This is a genomic window from Cellulomonas triticagri, assembly GCF_003696205.1.
Lineage (GTDB): Bacteria > Actinomycetota > Actinomycetes > Actinomycetales > Cellulomonadaceae > Cellulomonas > Cellulomonas triticagri.
In genome coordinates, this window is the sequence record NZ_RFFI01000008.1 from 40219 (window position 1) to 57125 (window position 16907).

Annotated in this window: 18 protein-coding genes; 14 read left to right on the forward strand and 4 right to left on the reverse strand. The window is 75.8% G+C overall.

What is annotated here, in order from left to right:
* Nucleotides 1–8 precede the first annotated feature (8 nt).
* Nucleotides 9–2090, forward strand: a complete 2082-nt coding sequence (locus EBM89_RS02660) for an elongation factor G (protein ID WP_122147914.1) — start codon at nt 9–11, stop codon at nt 2088–2090.
* A gap of 4 nt (nt 2091–2094) precedes the next feature.
* On the opposite strand, the gene EBM89_RS02665 is transcribed toward EBM89_RS02660, so the two are convergent.
* Nucleotides 2095–2514 carry a MerR family transcriptional regulator gene (locus EBM89_RS02665; RefSeq protein ID WP_122147915.1) on the reverse strand — a complete coding sequence of 140 codons (420 nt, stop codon included), beginning with the start codon at nt 2512–2514 and terminating at the stop codon, nt 2095–2097.
* A 104-nt stretch (nt 2515–2618) separates the two neighbouring features.
* On the opposite strand from EBM89_RS02665, the gene EBM89_RS02670 reads away from it, so the two are divergent.
* The 4 genes from EBM89_RS02670 to EBM89_RS02685 are packed head-to-tail and all read left to right on the forward strand — an operon-like array spanning nt 2619 to nt 5180.
* On the forward strand, nt 2619–3095 hold the full coding sequence (locus EBM89_RS02670) for a DoxX family membrane protein (RefSeq protein ID WP_122147916.1): 477 nt from the start codon (nt 2619–2621) through the stop codon (nt 3093–3095).
* Nucleotides 3096–3144: 49 nt separating this feature from the next.
* Nucleotides 3145–3744 (forward strand): class I SAM-dependent methyltransferase, encoded by a 600-nt coding sequence (locus EBM89_RS02675; RefSeq protein ID WP_122147917.1) that lies wholly within the window; start codon nt 3145–3147, stop codon nt 3742–3744.
* 48 nt (nt 3745–3792) lie between these two features.
* Entirely contained in the window at nt 3793–4413 is a 621-nt protein-coding gene (locus EBM89_RS02680) for an L-threonylcarbamoyladenylate synthase (RefSeq protein WP_122147918.1), read from the forward strand.
* A 2-nt stretch (nt 4414–4415) separates the two neighbouring features.
* Nucleotides 4416–5180, forward strand: coding sequence for a uracil-DNA glycosylase (locus EBM89_RS02685; protein WP_122147919.1), 765 nt, complete (start codon nt 4416–4418; stop codon nt 5178–5180).
* Between the two features lie 127 nt (nt 5181–5307).
* Here the strand turns inward: EBM89_RS02685 and EBM89_RS02690 are convergent, their stop codons facing one another.
* Entirely contained in the window at nt 5308–5931 is a 624-nt protein-coding gene (locus tag EBM89_RS02690; protein WP_122147920.1) for a hypothetical protein, read from the reverse strand.
* 317 nt (nt 5932–6248) lie between these two features.
* Nucleotides 6249–7142: an SDR family oxidoreductase gene (locus EBM89_RS02695; protein WP_122147921.1), complete on the reverse strand. Its 894-nt coding sequence runs from the start codon at nt 7140–7142 to the stop codon at nt 6249–6251.
* A gap of 241 nt (nt 7143–7383) precedes the next feature.
* On the opposite strand from EBM89_RS02695, the gene EBM89_RS02700 reads away from it, so the two are divergent.
* From EBM89_RS02700 to EBM89_RS02740, 9 genes are all read left to right on the forward strand, one after another.
* Nucleotides 7384–7656, forward strand: coding sequence for a PrgI-related protein (locus EBM89_RS02700; protein WP_122147922.1), 273 nt, complete (start codon nt 7384–7386; stop codon nt 7654–7656).
* Nucleotides 7657–7744: 88 nt separating this feature from the next.
* The gene (locus EBM89_RS02705) at nt 7745–9097 is read left to right on the forward strand and encodes a tripartite tricarboxylate transporter permease (RefSeq protein ID WP_122147923.1); all 1353 of its coding nucleotides are present in this window, start codon (nt 7745–7747) and stop codon (nt 9095–9097) included.
* 5 nt (nt 9098–9102) lie between these two features.
* Nucleotides 9103–10101 (forward strand): mevalonate kinase, encoded by a 999-nt coding sequence (gene mvk, locus EBM89_RS02710; RefSeq protein WP_122147924.1) that lies wholly within the window; start codon nt 9103–9105, stop codon nt 10099–10101.
* Nucleotides 10098–11105, forward strand: a complete 1008-nt coding sequence (gene mvaD / locus EBM89_RS02715; protein WP_122147925.1) for a diphosphomevalonate decarboxylase — start codon at nt 10098–10100, stop codon at nt 11103–11105. Before mvk ends, mvaD begins: the two co-directional genes overlap by 4 nt.
* Nucleotides 11102–12184 carry a phosphomevalonate kinase gene (locus tag EBM89_RS02720; RefSeq protein ID WP_122147926.1) on the forward strand — a complete coding sequence of 361 codons (1083 nt, stop codon included), beginning with the start codon at nt 11102–11104 and terminating at the stop codon, nt 12182–12184. Before mvaD ends, EBM89_RS02720 begins: the two co-directional genes overlap by 4 nt.
* Nucleotides 12181–13260, forward strand: coding sequence for a type 2 isopentenyl-diphosphate Delta-isomerase (gene fni / locus EBM89_RS02725; RefSeq protein WP_122147927.1), 1080 nt, complete (start codon nt 12181–12183; stop codon nt 13258–13260). Before EBM89_RS02720 ends, fni begins: the two co-directional genes overlap by 4 nt.
* Before the next feature lie 112 nt (nt 13261–13372).
* Nucleotides 13373–14368: a nuclease-related domain-containing protein gene (locus tag EBM89_RS02730; protein WP_122147928.1), complete on the forward strand. Its 996-nt coding sequence runs from the start codon at nt 13373–13375 to the stop codon at nt 14366–14368.
* A gap of 40 nt (nt 14369–14408) precedes the next feature.
* Nucleotides 14409–15059 carry a 4a-hydroxytetrahydrobiopterin dehydratase gene (locus EBM89_RS02735; RefSeq protein ID WP_122147929.1) on the forward strand — a complete coding sequence of 217 codons (651 nt, stop codon included), beginning with the start codon at nt 14409–14411 and terminating at the stop codon, nt 15057–15059.
* Nucleotides 15060–15283: 224 nt separating this feature from the next.
* The gene (locus tag EBM89_RS02740; protein WP_122147934.1) at nt 15284–16393 is read left to right on the forward strand and encodes an NADH:flavin oxidoreductase/NADH oxidase; all 1110 of its coding nucleotides are present in this window, start codon (nt 15284–15286) and stop codon (nt 16391–16393) included.
* 81 nt (nt 16394–16474) lie between these two features.
* Here EBM89_RS02740 and EBM89_RS21975 read toward each other — a convergent pair.
* On the reverse strand, nt 16475–16907 hold a 433-nt coding region (locus tag EBM89_RS21975; protein WP_233571493.1), incomplete at its 5' end, for a hypothetical protein.

A 16907-nucleotide genomic window follows, 5' to 3' on the forward strand; every position in this document is an offset into this window, starting at 1 on the left:
AGACCTGGATGGACGCGGCGACGAGGCCGACCGTCCGCAACGTGGCGCTCGTCGGCCACGGCGGATCCGGCAAGACGACCCTGGCTGAGGCCCTGCTGCTGCGCGCCGGGGCGATCCCCCGGGCCGGGCGGGTCGAGGACGGCTCGACGGTGTGCGACCACGAGCCCGAGGAGGCGGCCCGCGGGTCGTCCGTCGCGCTCGGCGTCGCGGACCTGGACTGGACCTGCTCGCAGGGCTGCCCGCACCGGGTGACCCTGCTGGACACCCCCGGCTCCCCGGACTTCGCGGGCGCCCTCGACGCGGCCCTCGGCGTCGCGGACCTCGCCGTGCTGGTGGTGAGCGCCGTCGACGGGGTACAGTCCGGCACCGAGGCGGCGTGGCGGCGCTGCGACGAGGCCGGGATCGGGCGGCTCGTCGTCGTCGCGCAGGAGGACCGCGCCCGCGCCGACTTCCACCGCGTGCTGGACCAGGTCCGCGACCTCGCGCGCCGCACCGGCCACGACCCGGCGGGCGTCGTCCCGCTGGAGCTCCCGCTCGGCGAGGAGCACGCCCTGCACGGCGTCGCCGACGTCCTGTCCGACCGCGCCCTCGACTACGACGCCGACGGGCGGCACCACGACGCCGACCTGCCCGCCGACGTCGCCGACGAGGAGCGCCGCGTCCACGACGAGGTCACCGAGGAGATCGTCGCGCACGACGACGACCAGCTCGAGCGTTACCTGTCCGGCGACGAGCCCGGTCCCGCCGACCTGGAGCGCACCCTCGCCCGCGAGGTCCGCACCGGCGGGGCCGTGCCGGTGCTGCTCGTCTCCGCGGCCACGGGCGTCGGCGTCGACCGGCTCGCGGACCTGATGTGCGAGATCGGGCCGTCGCCCGCCGACCGCCCCGCGCGGCTGCGCGTCGGCGACCCCGGCTCGGACGCTCCCGTGCTCGACCTGCCCGCCGACCCTGACGGCGAGACCGTCCTGCACGTGTTCCGCACCGTCGCGGACCCGTTCGTCGGCCAGGTGTCCGTGTTCAAGGTGCTGTCCGGCACCGTCCGCCCCGGCGACCGCCTGGTGTCCACCGCGACCGGCACCGAGGAGCGCCTGCACGGCCTGTTCCGGCTGCGCGGCCGTGAGCACCTGCCCGCCGACGTCGTCCGGGCCGGGGAGGTCGCGGCCGTCGCCAAGCTCTCGGGCGCCCCCACCGGCACCCTCCTGGCTTCCCAGGCCCGCCCCGCGCGACCCGCCGGCCCGCCGCCGCGCGAGCCGGTGCTCGCCGTCGCCCTCGTACCGGTCAGCCAGGCCGACGACGACCGGCTGTCGGGCGCCCTCACCCGCCTCGCCGCCGAGGACCCGACCCTGCGGGTCGACCGCACCGCGCACCAGAGCGTCCTGCGCGGCCTCGGCGACGCCCACCTGGCCGTCGCGGTCGAGCGGCTGGCCCGGGTGTTCGGCGTGCACGTCACCACCGAGCCCGTGCGGGTCGCCTACCGGGAGACCCTCGCCCGGCCCGCCGCCGCCGAGGGGCGCCTCAAGAAGCAGTCCGGCGGGCACGGGCAGTTCGCCGTCGTCCACCTGCGGCTGACCCCGTTGCCGCCCGGGTCGGGTTTCGCGTTCGTGGACTCCGTCGTCGGCGGGGCCGTCCCCCGCTCCTACCTGCCCGCCGTCGAGCGCGGCGCCGCCGAGGCGCTGGCCGCCGGAGGCCCGCTCGGCCACCCCGTCGTGGACGTGCAGGTCGAGGTCCACGACGGGCGGGCGCACGCCGTCGACTCCTCGGACATGGCGTTCCGCACCGCCACGGCCGCCGGGGTCCGGGCGGCGCTCGCCGACGCGGGGACGGTGCTGCTCGAACCGACCGTGCACGTCACCGTCGTCGTGCCCGCCGCCGCGCAGGGCGACGTCCTGGGAGACCTGTCCGGGCGGCGCGGGCACATCACCGCGACGTCCACCACCGACGACGGCCGGGTCCGGATCGAGGCGACGGTCCCCGAGCCGGAGGTCGTCCGCTACGCCATGGACCTGCGCGCCCTCGCCGGCGGGCACGGCGAGCTGACCTTCGCCCCGGGCCCGTACGAGGTCCGGCCCGCGCACCTCGCGGCGGTCTGAGGGGTCAGCCCGCAGCGCGGGCCGCGTCCTCGGGCACCGGGTCGCCGCTGCCCAGCCGGCCCGCGTACACGTCGATCTTCAGCTCGATGCCCGCCAGGTGCGCCCGCACCTCGGCGAGCTCGGCGAGCACCCGGTCCCGGTGCGCCTCCAGCATCGCGAGGCGGGCGGGCTCGGTGCCGTCGCCCGCCCGCACCAGGTCCGCGTACGCGCGGATGTCGCGCACCGGCATCCCGGTCGCCCGCAGCCGGGTCAGCAGGTGCAGCCACGCCACGTCCCGCTCGGTGTACCGCCGGTGCCCCGACGTGCTGCGGGCCACGGCGTCGAGCAGCAGCCCGTCGCGCTCGTAGTACCGCAGCGTGTGCGGGGTCAGGCCCGTCGCGGCGGCGACCTCGGCGATGGTGGACGTGCGCGTCTGCTCGGTCACGGGTCCAGCATGCTCCCGCCCTGCGGGACCGTCCCCCCGGACGTACCGTCGGGCGGGTGACCGGGCGCACGCCCGGCGGACCGGACCCCACCCCTGGAGGACGCGTGAAGCTTCGTCATCTCCCGCTCCGGCTCGGCGCCGGCGCGTACATCCTCAGCTCCGGCATCGACAAGCTCTCGGCCGACGAGGACGCCGCGAAGGGGTACCACGGCCTCGCGTCGGGCGCGTACCCGTTCCTGAAGGACGTCGACCCGAAGACGTTCACCAAGGCCGTCGCGGCCAGCGAGGTCGGCCTCGGCGCCGCCCTGCTGGTGCCGGTGCTGCCGCGCGTCGCCGTCGCCACCGGGTTCACGGCGTTCTCCGCCGCGCTCGTCGGCATGTACCTGCGCACCCCGGCCCTGCACCGGGGCGAGAACGACCCGCGGCCCAGCCCGGACGGCGTCGGCATCGCGAAAGACGTCATCATGCTCGGCGCCGCCGCGACCTACCTGCTGGACACCCTCACGTCCTCCGCCCGCAAGGCGGGGACGAAGGCGACGAAGAAGGCCGGCAAGGCGGCGAAGAAGCTCGCGCACCGCTGAGCCGCCTACGCTCGGGGGCGTCCCGTCCGCCGTCCCGAGGAGCACGTCCGTGCGTCAGCCCACCCGCTGGGAGCAGATCGGCCGGCAGAACCCCGACCGGTCCACCTGGTACGTCGAGCGGTTCCGCACCATGGCCGCCGAGGGCGCGGACCTCGCGGGCGAGGCGCGGATGGTCGACGCCATGCTCCCGCGCGGCTCCCGGGTGCTCGACGCCGGGAGCGGCCCGGGGCGGGTCGGCGGCGAGCTCGCCCGCCGCGGGCACAGCGTCGTCGGCGTGGACGTCGACCCGGTGCTCGTCGACGCCGCCCGCGCCGACCACCCCGAGGGCGACTGGTACGTGGGCGACCTCGCCGAGCTCGACCTGCCCGCCGTGGGCGTCGCCGAGCCGTTCGACGTCGCCGTCATGGCCGGGAACGTGCTCACGTTCGTCGCGCCCGGCACCGAGGTCGAGGTGCTGCGCCGCATCCGCGCGCACCTCGTGCCCGGCGGGCGGCTCGTCGTCGGGTTCGGCGCCGGGCGAGGGTACGCGTTCGACGCGCTGACCGACGACGCGCACGCCGCCGGGTTCCGGGTGCAGCACCGGTTCTCGACCTGGGACCTGCGGCCGTTCGACGCCGACGCGGACTTCCTGGTCGCCGTCCTGGGCTGACCGGCAGACCGGCAGCACGAGGGCCGCGCGGGTCCTACGCTCGACGGCATGGCCCGGTACTTCGACGTCCACCCGCACGACCCGCAGGCGCGGGCGGTGAGCCAGGTCGTCGCGCTGCTGCGCGAGGACGGCCTCGTCGCCTACCCCACGGACTCCGGCTACGCCCTCGGGTGCCGCCTGGAGTCGCACACCGGCGCCGACCGCATCCGCGCGATCCGGCACCTCGGCGACAAGCACCACTTCACGCTGATGTGCGCGGACTTCGCGCAGCTCGGTCAGCTCGTCCGCCTGGACAACGCGCCGTTCCGCGCGATCAAGGCGGCGACGCCCGGCCCGTACACGTTCATCCTCCCGGCCACCAAGGAGGTCCCGCGGCGGCTCGCGCACCCGAAGAAGAAGACCGTCGGCGTGCGCATCACCGACAACCGGGTGGTGCAGGCGATCCTGCACGAGCTCGGCGAGCCGCTGCTGTCCTCGACCCTGATCCTCCCGGACCACACCGAGCCCATGACCGACGGCTGGACGGTCAAGGAGGAGCTCGACCACGTGGTGGACGCCGTCGTGGACGCCGGGGAGTGCGGCACCGAGCCCACCACGGTCGTCGACTGGTCCGAGGGCTTCCCCGAGGTCGTGCGGGTCGGCGCCGGCGACCCGGACCGCTTCGCCTGACCGTGCGTGCCACGTCCGCGGCGCCGGTCCCGACGCCGGACGAGCCCGGGTACCCGGCGCACGCGGCGCCGGCGGCCGCCGGGCTCGCCGACCTGGACGCCGCCGTCGTGGAGTGCCGGGCCTGCCCGCGCCTGGTCGCGTGGCGCGAGCACGTCGCGACGGTGAAGCGCGCCGCCTTCCGGGACGAGACCTACTGGGCGCGCCCCGCGCCCGGGTTCGGCGACCCCGACGCCCGCGTGCTGGTCGTGGGCCTCGCGCCCGCGGCGCACGGCGCCAACCGCACCGGGCGGATGTTCACCGGCGACCGGTCCGGGGACTTCCTGTTCGCCGCGATGCACCGGGTCGGCATGGCGTCCCAGCCCACCTCCACGCACGTCGGCGACGGGCTGACCCTGTCCGGGGTGCGGATCACCGCACCCGTGCACTGCGCGCCGCCGGACAACGCCCCGCTGCCCGAGGAGCGACGACGCTGCGGGCCGTGGCTGGCGCGCGAGCTGGAGATCGTCCGACCCGGCGTCGTGGTCGTGCTCGGCGGGTTCGGCTGGGACGCGCTGCTCCGGACCCTCGCGGAGCAGGGCTGGGCGGTCCCCCGACCCCGGCCCCGCTTCGCGCACGGCGCCGAGGTGACCCTCGACCGTCCGGCGACCGGCGAGCGCGTCACCCTGCTGGGCTGCTTCCACGTCAGCCAGCAGAACACCTTCACCGGCCGCCTCACCCCGGACATGCTCGACGCGGTCCTGCGCCGGGCCCGCTCGCTCGCCGCGTGAGGCCCCCGCGGCCGACGCCCCCCGGCACGCGCGGATCGCGGTGGGCGGGGGCGGAAACCACAGGCGACGGCGTCACGGTCAGCCGTCAGCACCACCGCCGCCAGCGCCGCGGTGGTCCGGCGGCCCGTCATCCGAACAGGCCAAGGGGGTCGGCGTTGCACGCACCGAACGCGACCTCGGCAGTCCGTGCGTCGACGGTGTAGGGGAGGTCGCCCGCCGTCTCCGACGTGAACCACGCCTCGTAGTCCGCCCTCCCGAACGAGGGCGGCACGACCTCCTCGCGGACCAGGCAGTCAGCCATGATCGTCCACTCGTCGAGGTTCTCAGGGTTCCGCGAGACCTGCTCGTGGAGGTAGTCCACGTCACCCACGTGCTGGTCGTCGCACGCGCCGACCAGGTCCTGGAGCACGGAGTCCGGAGCATCCGGCGCGCCGCCCTGGATCGTGATCCCACCCGACGGCGGGAAGGTCACCTCGTACCCGACGTCCGCGAGGCACCGCGCGAACGCGTCGTACACCTGCGCGTACTCCGCGTCGGTCACCACGCCGTCCGCGAGGATCTCCCGCTGCTCGTCCGTGGACGCCCGCTCGTACGCCTGGGAGAAGGCGTCGGCCCAGGGCCCGTCGAGGTCCAGGGCTCTCGACCTCCCGGCTCCGTCAGCGTCCTCCCCGCCGACGGAGCCGGGAGGCGAGGCGGTGCACCCGGCGAGCACGGCCACGAGGAGGGTCAGGAAGACCGGGGGCTTCCTCATCGCCGCACCCGTTCAGACCCGGTAGTTGACGCCGTAGGAGGTGTACGGCGAGCACAAGCCCTGGCTCGACACCTTGCCGAGGCCCGCCTTGTTCCCGAGGGTCGCCTTCGCACCGTTCCGCACCACTCCCCTGCGTCGCACCCGTCCGACCCGCGAGCCCGTGCGTCCCGCGCGGTCGGTATGACGGGTGCACGCTAGGTCGCGCTCACGCCTGCTGAGTGGTGCCTGGGCGAGAACTGGGTGCCCGGGGCACCTCAGGTAGGTGGTGACGACGCGGTCTCCCTGCGCGACGACGCGCTGAGCAGGCGGGCGCCCGGTCAGCCGACGATGCGGCCGCCCGTCGCCGCGATGTACTCGCCCGTGATGTAGCTCGACTCCTGGCTCGCCAGGAAGACGTACGCGGGGGCGAGCTCCGCGGGCTGCCCGGCGCGGCCGAGCGGGGTGTCGCCGCCGAACTCCTCCACCTTCTCCGTCGGCATCGTCGCGGGGATCAGCGGGGTCCAGATCGGGCCGGGCGCGACGGCGTTGACGCGGATGCCCTGCTCCGCGACCTGCTGCGCGAGCGCCTTCGTGAAGTTGAGGATCGCGGCCTTGGTGGCGGCGTAGTCGATCAGCGGCGGGCTGGGCTGGAACGCCTGGACAGACGTCGTGTTGATGATCGTCGACCCGGGCGCCAGGTGCGGCAGGGCGGCGCGGGTGATCCAGAACAGGGCGTAGACGTTGGTCTTCATCGTGCGGTCGAGCTGCTCGGTGGTGAGGTCGAGCAGGCCGCCGTCCTGCGCCATCTGGTACGCCGCGTTGTTGACCAGGACGTCGAGCCCGCCGAGGTCGGCGACCGTGCGGGCGACGACCTCGCCGCAGAACGCCTCGTCACGGATGTCGCCGGGCAGCGCGAGGGCGCGGCGACCGGCCTCCTCGACCAGGCGCACGGTCTCGCGGGCGTCCGGCTCCTCCTCGGGGAGGTAGACCAGCGCGACGTCGGCGCCCTCCCGGGCGAACGCGAGCGCGACGGCGCGCCCGATCCCGGAGTCGCCGCCGGTGACCAGCGCGCGCTTGCCGTCCAGCCGGCCGGAGCCGACGTAGGTGTCCTCGCCGTGGTCGGGCTGCTGCCGCATGTCGCCGGTCCGGCCGGGGTGCTCGAGCGGCTGCGCGGGCTGCTCGGGAGCCGGGTGCTGGGTCGTCGGGTCCTGGGGCGTCGTCTGGTCGCTCATACCTCCCCATCGTCCGGGTCCTGCGCCACGTCGCCACCGGAGCCTCCCGAGTTGCCGCGGACCCCGCGGCGGGCGCAGTGTGTCGGGGGCCCCGGCGGGGTCCGGGCGGCCGGACGTCACCCGGACGGGTGCACCGCGCGGCAGTCCGACCAGCACGTGCACGCCGTCCGCACACCCGCCGCACAGGGTCCCCCCGGCCGGAGCCCTAGGGTGGCGGTCCGTGGCCGACGTCAGGAGGAACGTGAGCGACGACGAGCAGTACGTCGAGATCTGGGGCGACCGGGTGTCGCTCCGCGACCTGGTCGTGGCGCTGGCGGTGTGCGCCGCCGCGACGGTGGCCGCCGTGCTGGTGGGCCGCGCGCTCGGGCAGGACGAGTTCTTCTGGGGCCTCGGCGGGGCGGTGGTCGGCTTCGGCGGCGCCGTCGCGCTCGTGCGCCCGAAGCGGGACGTGCAGATCGTCGCCGACGACGCCCCCGCAGAGCCCGGGCAGCCGGGCCGCGATCCGGTGGCCTGAGTCCCCGGCGCCCCCGCGCCACCCCCGAGCCCAGCCGCTCGCGCTCCCCCGACCCGTCCGGGGGTGCGCCCCGCTCCGAAAGACCTCTGTGGACCTCTCCCTGCTGCTGCCGATGGTCGTCGCGTCCCTCGCGGCCGTCGCGCTGTACACGCTGATCGGGTTCATCCCGGGCACCGACGAGACGTCGGTGCTGCTCCCGGTGACGCTGGCCCTGGTGCTGGCGGGCACGGACCCGCAGGTGGTGCTGGCGTTCTTCATCGCCGCGGTGGTGACGCTGAACCTGACGAACTCGATCCCCACGGCCCTGGTGGGCCTGCCGGGCGGGGTGCTGTCCGCGCCGATGATCGACCACGCCCTGCGCCTGAAGCAGGAGGGGCGCGCGGCGGAGACGATCCGCAAGATGGCCGCGGGCTCGGTGGTCGGCACGCTGGTCGCGGTGCCGCTGGCGCTCGGCATCGCCCAGGCCATCGCCCCGCTGGGCCAGCAGCTGCGGGAGTACGGGTCGCTGCTGTTCGTGGGCGGCGCGGTGGTGCTCGCGCTGCTCGGCAAGAACAAGGTGCTGTCGCTGCTGGCGATCGTCCCGCTGGGCCTGCTGTTCCAGGGCGTGCAGGCGCTGTACCGGCAGACGGGCGTGCTGCCCGAGGACGGCACGATCACGGTGTCGTTCTTCCTCGCGATCACGGCGGGCCCGCTGCTGCTCAGCCTGATCACGCTGCTGAACCCGACGCTGCGGGCCGCGCTCCCGCGCGCCGGGCGGACGCCGGTGCGGATCACCACGACCGAGCTGAAGGGCGCGCCGCTGAGCCCCCGCAAGCTGCTCACGCGGGCCGAGCTCGGCACCAGCGCGGCGGTGTCCGCGGCGTCGACGCCGCTGTTCTTCCTCAGCCCGGTCGCGCTGACCCTGCTGATGGGCGAGGCCGCAGGTGGCCGGGCGAAGCAGCCCGTGGAGCGGTCCTCGCGCGCAGTCACGGCGATGGCCGCGCTCGCGCACTCGACGTACCTCGCCGGGCTGATCATCCCGCTGCTGGCCGTGGGCCTGCCGCTGTCGCCCGTCGCCGTCGGCCCGGCGAACGCTCTGTTCAACGCGCCGCCGGTGCTGAGCCTGGACCAGAACCTGCACCACCTGCTGAGCACGTCGCAGTTCGTGGTCGCGGTGCTGGTCGGCGGGGCGCTGGCCCTGGTGCTGTCGTACGTCCTGGCGGTCCGGTACTCGTTCCGGCTGACCGCCGTCGTCACGCGCTACGTCCCGCACGAGGCGGTGCTGGCGCTGTTCGTCGTCTTCGTGCTGCTGCTGGCGTACCTGGACGCCGGGCTCGTGAACGTCTTCGCCGTGCTGCTCGTCGGGCTGACGTGCGGCACCCTGAACCGGTTGGGCGTCAACTTCGGGGTGCAGTTCATGTCGCTGTACGCAGCCCCGTGGTTCGTCGCCCACCTGATGTGAGGAGCATGACCATCCGCGACGAGCCGAACCCCGCGCCCGAGGGCCGCGTCGGCACCGGGCACACCCGGGCCAAGGCGATCCTGGTGGGCGAGCACGCCGTCGTCTACGGCGAGCCCGCCATCGCGCTGCCGCTGGCGAGCCTCCCGATGCGCGCGACCGCGCGCCGCGAGGACGGGCCGCTGACCCTGGAGTCGGTGCTGTACTCCGGCACCCTGGCCGACGCCCCCGAGGTGCTGGCCGCGCCGCGCGCCGCCATCGAGGCGACCCTCGACCACCTGGGGCTGCCGCACCACGGCATCACGCTGAGCACGGAGTCCACGATCCCGGCCGCGCGCGGCCTCGGGTCGAGCGCCGCCACCGCCGGCGCCCTCGCGCACGCCCTGGCCGACCTCGTCGGGCGGACGCTGACCCCGCAGGAGCACTTCGACCTCGTGCAGGTCGGTGAGCGGGTCGCGCACGGCAACCCGTCCGGGCTGGACGCCCGCACGACGGCGTCCACCGAGCCCGTGTGGTTCCAGGCCGGGGAGATCCGCTCCCTCGACCTGGCCCTGCGCGCGCACCTCGTCGTCGCCGACACCGGCGTGCACGGGCGCACCCGGGTGGCCGTCGCCGACGTGCGGTCGTTCCGGGACCGGCACCCGGCTCGCGGCGCGGAGCTCGTCGCGGCGCTGGGGCAGATCACCCGGGACACCGTGGACGACCTGGCGCTGGACCGCCCGCAGGACCTCGGCGCCCGGATGACCCGCGCCCACGGCATGCTCGCCGAGCTCGGCGTCTCCTCCCCGGAGCTCGACCGGCTCGTCGGCGCGGCCCTCGCCGCCGGGGCGCTCGGCGCCAAGCTCACCGGCGGTGGCCAGGGCGGATGCATGCTCGCGCTCGCGGCCGACGCGACCTCCGCTGGTACGATCGCCGCTGCCCTGCGCCGCGCGGGCGCGGCGCGCACCTGGCTGCACCGGACCGACGCGCGACGACCCGCCCCTCCCGCCCAGGTGTCCCTCGGATGACGAACTCCGCGACCGCCGTCGCGCACGCGAACATCGCCCTCGCCAAGTACTGGGGCAAGCGCGACGAGACCCTGGCGATCCCCGCGACGTCCAGCCTGTCGCTGACCCTGGACGCGTTCCACGCCACCACCACCGTCACCGTGGGCGCGGAGGCCGACGCGGGCACGCTGGACGGGCGCCCGATGTCCGAGGGCGAGCTCGGCCGGGTGTCCCGGTTCCTCGACCTCGTGCGCGAGCGTGCCGGCTCGACCGCGCGCGCGACCGTGACCTCGGAGTCCACCGTCCCCACCGGGGCCGGCCTCGCGTCCTCCGCCAGCGGCTTCGCGGCGCTGGCCGGTGCCGCGGCCGCCGCGTACGGCCTGGACCTGGACCCGCGCGACCTGTCCCGGCTGGCCCGGCGCGGCTCCGGGTCGGCGGCGCGCTCGGTGTTCGGCGGGCTCGTGGTGTGGCACGGCGGGACCGACGACGCGACGTCGTACGCCGAGCCCGTGCCCGGCGGCGAGGCCGGGGGCCCGCTCGACCCGGCGATGGCCGTGGTCGTGCTGGACGCCGGGCAGAAGTCGGTGTCCAGCCGCGTGGCGATGCGCCGCACCGTGGAGACGTCGCCGTTCTTCCCCGGCTGGGTCGAGTCCACGGAGCAGGACGTCCGTCTCATGCTCGACGCCGTCGCCGCGGGTGACCTCGCGGCGCTGGGCGCGCTCGCCGAGTCCAACGCGCTGCGCATGCACGCGACGATGCTGGGCGCGCGCCCGCCGGTCCGGTACTGGACCGCACACACGGTGGCCGTGCTGGACGAGGTGCAGGCGCTGCGCGCCGAGGGGCTGCCCTGCTGGGCGACCATCGACGCGGGTCCGAACGTCAAGGTGCTGTGCTCCGGCGCGGACCTCGACGTCGTCGCGACCGCGCTGGCTCGTGGCACCGACGGCGACGAGGCGCGCCGGGTCGTGACCGCCCGCCCGGGCCCGGACCTGCGGGTGGCCGCCGGGGCGGGGGTGGCCGCGTGATCGAGGTCTGCGCCCCGGGCAAGCTGTTCGTCGCCGGCGAGTACGCCGTGGTGGAGGCGGGCTACCCCGCCGTGCTGGTCGCGGTGGACCGGCACGTCACCGTCCGGCTGGACCGCGCCGAGGGCGCCGGCTCCATCGCGTCCGACCAGTACGGCCGGCTGCCGGTGGTGTGGCGGCGTGACGGCGACCGCGTCGTGCTGGACCACGACAGCCGCCCGTTCGACTACGTGCTGTCCGCGATCGACGTGGTCGAGCGGTTCGCCGCGGAGCAGGGCCGCACGCTCGGCTTCTACGACATCACGATCTCCAGCGAGCTCGACGACAGCTCGGGCCGGAAGTTCGGCCTCGGCTCGTCCGCCGCGGTGACCGCCGCGACCGTGCGCGCGCTGGACCGGTTCTACGACCTGGGCCTGCCGACGCTGCACCTGCTCAAGCTCGCGCTGCTGGCGACGGTGCAGGTCAACCCGATGGGCTCGGGCGGCGACGTCGCGGCGAGCCTGTACGGCGGGTGGATCCGGTACGCGGCGCTCGACCGCGACTGGCTGCGCGCGCAGTCCGGCCCCATCACGGACCTGCTGGCCGCCGAGTGGCCCGGCCTCGCGGTGCGGCGGCTGCCCACGCCCGAGTCGATGCGCCTGGTAGTCGGCTGGACGGGCGTGCCCGCGTCGACGATGCGCCTGGTCGAGGCGATGCAGTCGCGCAAGGAGGTCACGGAGACGCACTACCCGGACTTCCTCGCCGCGTCCCGGGAGTGCGTGGACGCCCTCGCCGAGGCCATCGAGCGGGACGACGCCCCCGCCGCGAAGGCCGAGATCCGCCGGGCGCGCGGGCTGCTCACGTCCCTGGCCCGCGAGGCCGGTGTGGACATCGAGACCCCGGCGCTGCGGGCGCTGTGCGAGACCGCCGAGCACGTCGGCGCGGCCGCGAAGTCCTCGGGCGCGGGCGGCGGCGACTGCGGCATCGTCCTCGTGGACACCGGTGCCGACCTGGAGCCGATGCTCCGCGGCTGGGCGCTGTCCGACGTCCGGCACCTGTCACTCCAGGTCCAGGCTCCGCGCGACGCCGAGGTCCGGCCGTGACCGACCCGGGCGCGGCGGCGCAGGACGCACGGCGCAAGGACGACCACGTCCGGCTCGCCTCGGAGCAGCACGCCGAGCCCCGGGCGCACGACCTGGACCACGTCCGGTTCCTCAACCACCCCCTCGCCGCCGGGGACCGCTCCCAGGTGTCGCTGCGCACGCGCGCGCAGGCGTTCACCTGGGACGTGCCGCTCTACATCAACGGCATGACCGGCGGCACCGCGCACACCGAGACGATCAACCGCGCCCTGGCTCTCGCCGCGCGCGAGACGGGCGTGCCCATCGCCTCCGGGTCGACCGGGATCCTGCACCGGGAGCCCGCCGCGATCCCGTCGTTCCGGGTGCTGCGCGACCTCAACCCCGACGGGTTCGTCCTGGCGAACGTCAACGCCAACCTCACCCCGGCGCAGGCCCGGCGGTCGGTGGAGATCCTCGAGGCCGACGGCCTGCAGGTCCACATCAACCCCGCGCAGGAGATCGTGATGCCCGAGGGCGATCGCGACTTCACGCGCTGGGCCGAGAACATCGCCGCGATCGTGGACGGCGTCGGCGTGCCCGTCGTCGTCAAGGAGGTCGGCGCGGGCATGACCCGCGGGACCGTCGAGCGGCTGCGGGACCTCGGCGTCACGACCGTGGACGTCTCCGGCCGCGGCGGCACCGACTTCACCGCCATCGAGTCCGCGCGCCGCGACGACGGCGGGATGGACTACCTCGCCGGGTGGGGGCAGTCCGCCGTGGAGGGCCTGCTGGACGCCTCCCCCGTGGAGGGTGTCGACCTGCTCGCCTCCGGCGGCATCCGCCACCCCCTCGACGTCGTGCGCGCGCTCGCGCTGGGCGCGACGGCGGTGGGTGTCGCGGGCGGCTTCCTGCGGCTGCTGCTGACCGAGGGCGAGGCCGCCCTGGTCGCCCGCATCCACGCGTGGCTCACGCAGGTCGGCGACATCATGACGCTGCTCGGCGCGACGACGGTGGCGGACCTGCGGCACGTGGACGTGCTGCTCACCGGGCCGGTGCGGGAGTTCTGCGACCTGCGCGGGATCGACGCGGCCGCGTACGCCCGCCGCAGCGGCCTCTGACGGCACCTCGCGGTCGCGCCGGGGGTGACCCCGGCGCACCACCCGAACCGGTGGACCGGTTCCGCTCAGCACCCGCACCCGGGACGCCGATAGGTCTCTACGGGGTGAGCAGATGGTCCAGGGGAACGGCACCGGGCGCACCGCGCGACGCGCGCGGCGGCTCGGCCGGTGGTGGGGCGCGGGCGCGACGAGCGCGGCGACCGACGTGCCGCAGGCGCGCCCGGAGGCGGACGCCGACGACGGCTGGTTCCACGACTGGCTGCACCGGACCGCCGACGACTCCCCCGGCACCGGCCACGCCCTCGCCCTGACGGCCGCGTCCGGCTGGGTCACCCTCACGGGCCTGAACCGCCCGGGCAGCACCCGCGGCACCGTCGAGCACGTCGCGGTCGGACCCGGCGGCATCGTCGTGGTCGAGACGCTGCCGTGGGACGGCGAGATCTCCGTCCTCGGCGGGACCCTGCGGCACCGCGGCTACGGCCGCACCCCGGACGTCGCCGAGGTCGCGGGCGCGGCGGGTGCCCTCACCGCGCTGCTCGCCCCCGGGCACCGGCGGGCCGTGCAGGCCGTCGTCTGCCTCGGCGGGCGCGACCTCGACCCCGTGGCGGTCTGCGGCGGGGCCGTCGCCGTCGGCGAGCACCAGCTCGCGGCCTACCTCACCGCCCTGCCCGAGCGGCTGGCCGCCGCCGACGTCCCGCTCGTGGTGGACTACCTGGTCGCCGAGCTCGGTGGGGCGACCAGCCCCGAGCTGCTGACCGTGGACGACGTCTTCCGGCCCGTGAACGTGTGGGACGCCCCGGCTCCCACCAGCCCGGTGTCCCCGGCCGCCGCCCTCGCCCCGACGCAGGACGCACCGTCGGCCGACGCCGCGCCCGCGCCCGCCGACGCCGAGCCGTCCAGCCAGGTCGACGGCTACCACCCGCCGCCCAACGTCCTGCCCGACGGGCACCCCGACCAGTCCCCCGACGCCCCCGAGGCTGCGCGCCCGGACCCCGCCGCTGCGGCGCGACCGGCTTTCGGCGACGGGATGCTGCGCGTCGGCCTGCTCGTCCTCGGGCTGCTGACCGTCGGCAACGTGCTGCTCGCCTGGCTGGACCTGGCGGGCTGACGCCCGGCGGCGACCGCGCCGCCGGGATAGCGTGAGACGCATGGACGACCGGATCACGCCGGGCCTGTTCCACGCGGCCGAGGGCGTCGAGGACTGGCACGTCGTGCGCGGCGTCGCCGAGGCACGCTTCGCGACGGGGTCGTTCGCGACCGGTGTCGCCCTGGTGGACGCCGTCGGACGGCTCGCGGACGCCGCCGACCACCACCCGGACGTGGACCTGCGGTACGGGACGGTGACGGTCCGGCTCGTGTCCCACGACGTCGGCGGGCTGAGCGAGCGTGACGTCGCGCTCGCCCGCGAGGTCTCCGCCGCCGCACGCGACCTCGGTGTCCACGCCGACCCCTCCGGGGTGCAGGCCGTGGCGCTGACCGTCGAGGCGATGATGACGAAGGACGTGCTGCCGTTCTGGCAGGCGGTGCTCGGCTACGCGTCCGCGGGTGACGACGAGGTCGCCGACCCCGCAGGGCGGTGGCCGGCGGTGCGGTTCGTCCGGTCCCGGGACGCGCGCCCGCAGCGCAACCGGGTGCTCGTCGCGCTCGCCCTCCCCCACGACCTGGCCGAGGAGCGCGTCGCGGCGGCCCTCGGCGCGGGCGGCAGCGTGGTCGGCGTCGCGCACGACCCGCAGCGGTGGACGCTCGCCGACGCCGAGGGCAACGAGGTCGAGGTCGCCACCTGGCAGGAGCGCGGCTGACGTCGGTCGAGATCCTGCTGTCGGTAGCGTAGATGGCCTGCTATCGGTAGCGCAGGAGCCCTGCTATCGGTAGCGCAGGGAGCCTGCTGAACGGTGGTGCAGGGGCGTGGCGGTCGTGCCCGCCGCGCTGCTCGGCCCCTGAGCACGGGTGAGGCGCCCCACACCCGTCGACCCGGCGGAATGCCGACCGCGCGGTGACGGTTCGGCTCGTCGTGAGCCTGCTGATGTCCCCCCTGACCCTGCGCGGCACGACGTTCCGGAACCGCGTGTGGCTGGCGCCGATGTGCCAGTACTCCGCCGGACCGGACGGCCTGCCGACCGACTGGCACCTCGCGCACCTCGGCGCCCGCGCCGTCGGCGGCTTCGGCCTCGTCATGGCGGAGGCGACCGCGATCGTCCCCGAGGGTCGGATCTCCCCGCAGGACGTCGGCATCTGGGGCGACGAGCACGTCGCCGCCTGGCGCCGCGTGACCGACCTGGTCCGCAGCCGCGGCGCGGTGGCGGGCGTGCAGCTCGCGCACGCGGGGCGCAAGGCGTCCACGTACCGCGGGTTCGGCGACGGGCACGGCACCGTGCCTGCCGAGGAGGGCGGCTGGGAGACGGTCGGCCCGTCCGACCTGGCGTTCGCTGGGTACGCGGCCCCGCAGGCGATGACCGACGAGCAGGTCCGGGCGGTGCCTGGGCAGTTCGCCGCCGCCACGCGCCGTGCGCTCGACGCCGGGTTCGACCTCGTGGAGGTGCACGCCGCCCACGGGTACCTGCTGCACCAGTTCCTGTCCCCGCTGTCCAACCTCCGCACCGACGCGTGGGGAGGCGACCTCGCGGGGCGTGCCCGGCTGCTGCTCGACACCGTGGACGCCGTCCGCGCCGTCCTGCCGGAGACGAGCCCGCTGCTGGTGCGCGTCTCGGCGACGGACTGGACCGACGGCGGGCTGACCGTCGAGGACATCGCGCAGGTGTCCGTGTGGCTGCGCGAGCACGGTGTGGACCTGGTCGACGTCTCGACCGGCGGCAACGTGCACGCCACGATCCCCGTCGGCCCCGGCTACCAGGTGCACGCCGCCCGGGAGATCCGCGCGACCGCCGGGATCGCGACGTCCGCCGTCGGCATGATCACCACCGCCGAGCAGGCCGAGCAGGTCCTCGCCGCCGGTGACGCGGACGCCGTGATGATCGGTCGCCCGGCCCTGTTCGACCCACACTGGGCGCTGCGCGCCGCGCACACCCTGGACGACAAGACCCCGGTCCTCGACCACGCGGGCGACCCGGCGGCGAGCATCCTCCCCGGCCAGCCCACGGGCTGGCCCGCCCAGTACGCCCGCGGCTCCTGGTAGTCGCACCGCCGAGGTCGAGGGTTCCGCACGACACGCCGTGACGACACGCCGGCTGTCGCCGCGAAACCCTCGACCTCGCGGTCAGAGGTTCGCCTGGAGGAGGACCAGGACGCCGATCGCGGTGCCCAGGGTGCCGCCCAGGAGGCCCATGACGGCGCGGCCCCGGCCGTGGCCGCCGCGGCCCGCCGCCCGGAACGCCGCCAGGGCGAAGCCGATCGCGACCGGGCCCAGCACCCAGATCAGCAGGGACAGCAGCCCCAGGTAGCCCGCGACGATCGACTGCCACGACCGCCCGATCGGCACCATCCAGTGCAGGGCGTCGCGCGGGCTGTCGCCCTTGCGCGGTTGCGCCGGCGCCCACGGGGCGGCGGGCGGGTTGGCTGTCGGGGCGGGTGCGGGGAACGTGGTTCCCGCCGGGGGCGGGGCATAGGCCGCCGGTGCGGCGGAAGCGGTGGGCGCGGCAGCGGCCCTGCCCGACCGGCGGGCGTGCGCGGGGGCCGGACGGTCCGAGTGC

Coding starts and splice junctions, on each gene's coding strand:
- mvk (WP_122147924.1), top strand. CDS start 9,103: ATGACCATCCGCGACGAGCCGAACCCCGCGCCCGAGGGCCGCGTCGGC.
- EBM89_RS02735 (WP_122147929.1), top strand. CDS start 14,409: ATGGACGACCGGATCACGCCGGGCCTGTTCCACGCGGCCGAGGGCGTC.
- EBM89_RS02680 (WP_122147918.1), top strand. CDS start 3,793: ATGGCCCGGTACTTCGACGTCCACCCGCACGACCCGCAGGCGCGGGCG.
- EBM89_RS02660 (WP_122147914.1), top strand. CDS start 9: ATGGACGCGGCGACGAGGCCGACCGTCCGCAACGTGGCGCTCGTCGGC.
- EBM89_RS02690 (WP_122147920.1), bottom strand. CDS start 5,931: ATGAGGAAGCCCCCGGTCTTCCTGACCCTCCTCGTGGCCGTGCTCGCC.
- mvaD (WP_122147925.1), top strand. CDS start 10,098: ATGACGAACTCCGCGACCGCCGTCGCGCACGCGAACATCGCCCTCGCC.
- EBM89_RS02730 (WP_122147928.1), top strand. CDS start 13,373: ATGGTCCAGGGGAACGGCACCGGGCGCACCGCGCGACGCGCGCGGCGG.
- EBM89_RS02740 (WP_122147934.1), top strand. CDS start 15,284: ATGTCCCCCCTGACCCTGCGCGGCACGACGTTCCGGAACCGCGTGTGG.
- EBM89_RS02695 (WP_122147921.1), bottom strand. CDS start 7,142: ATGAGCGACCAGACGACGCCCCAGGACCCGACGACCCAGCACCCGGCT.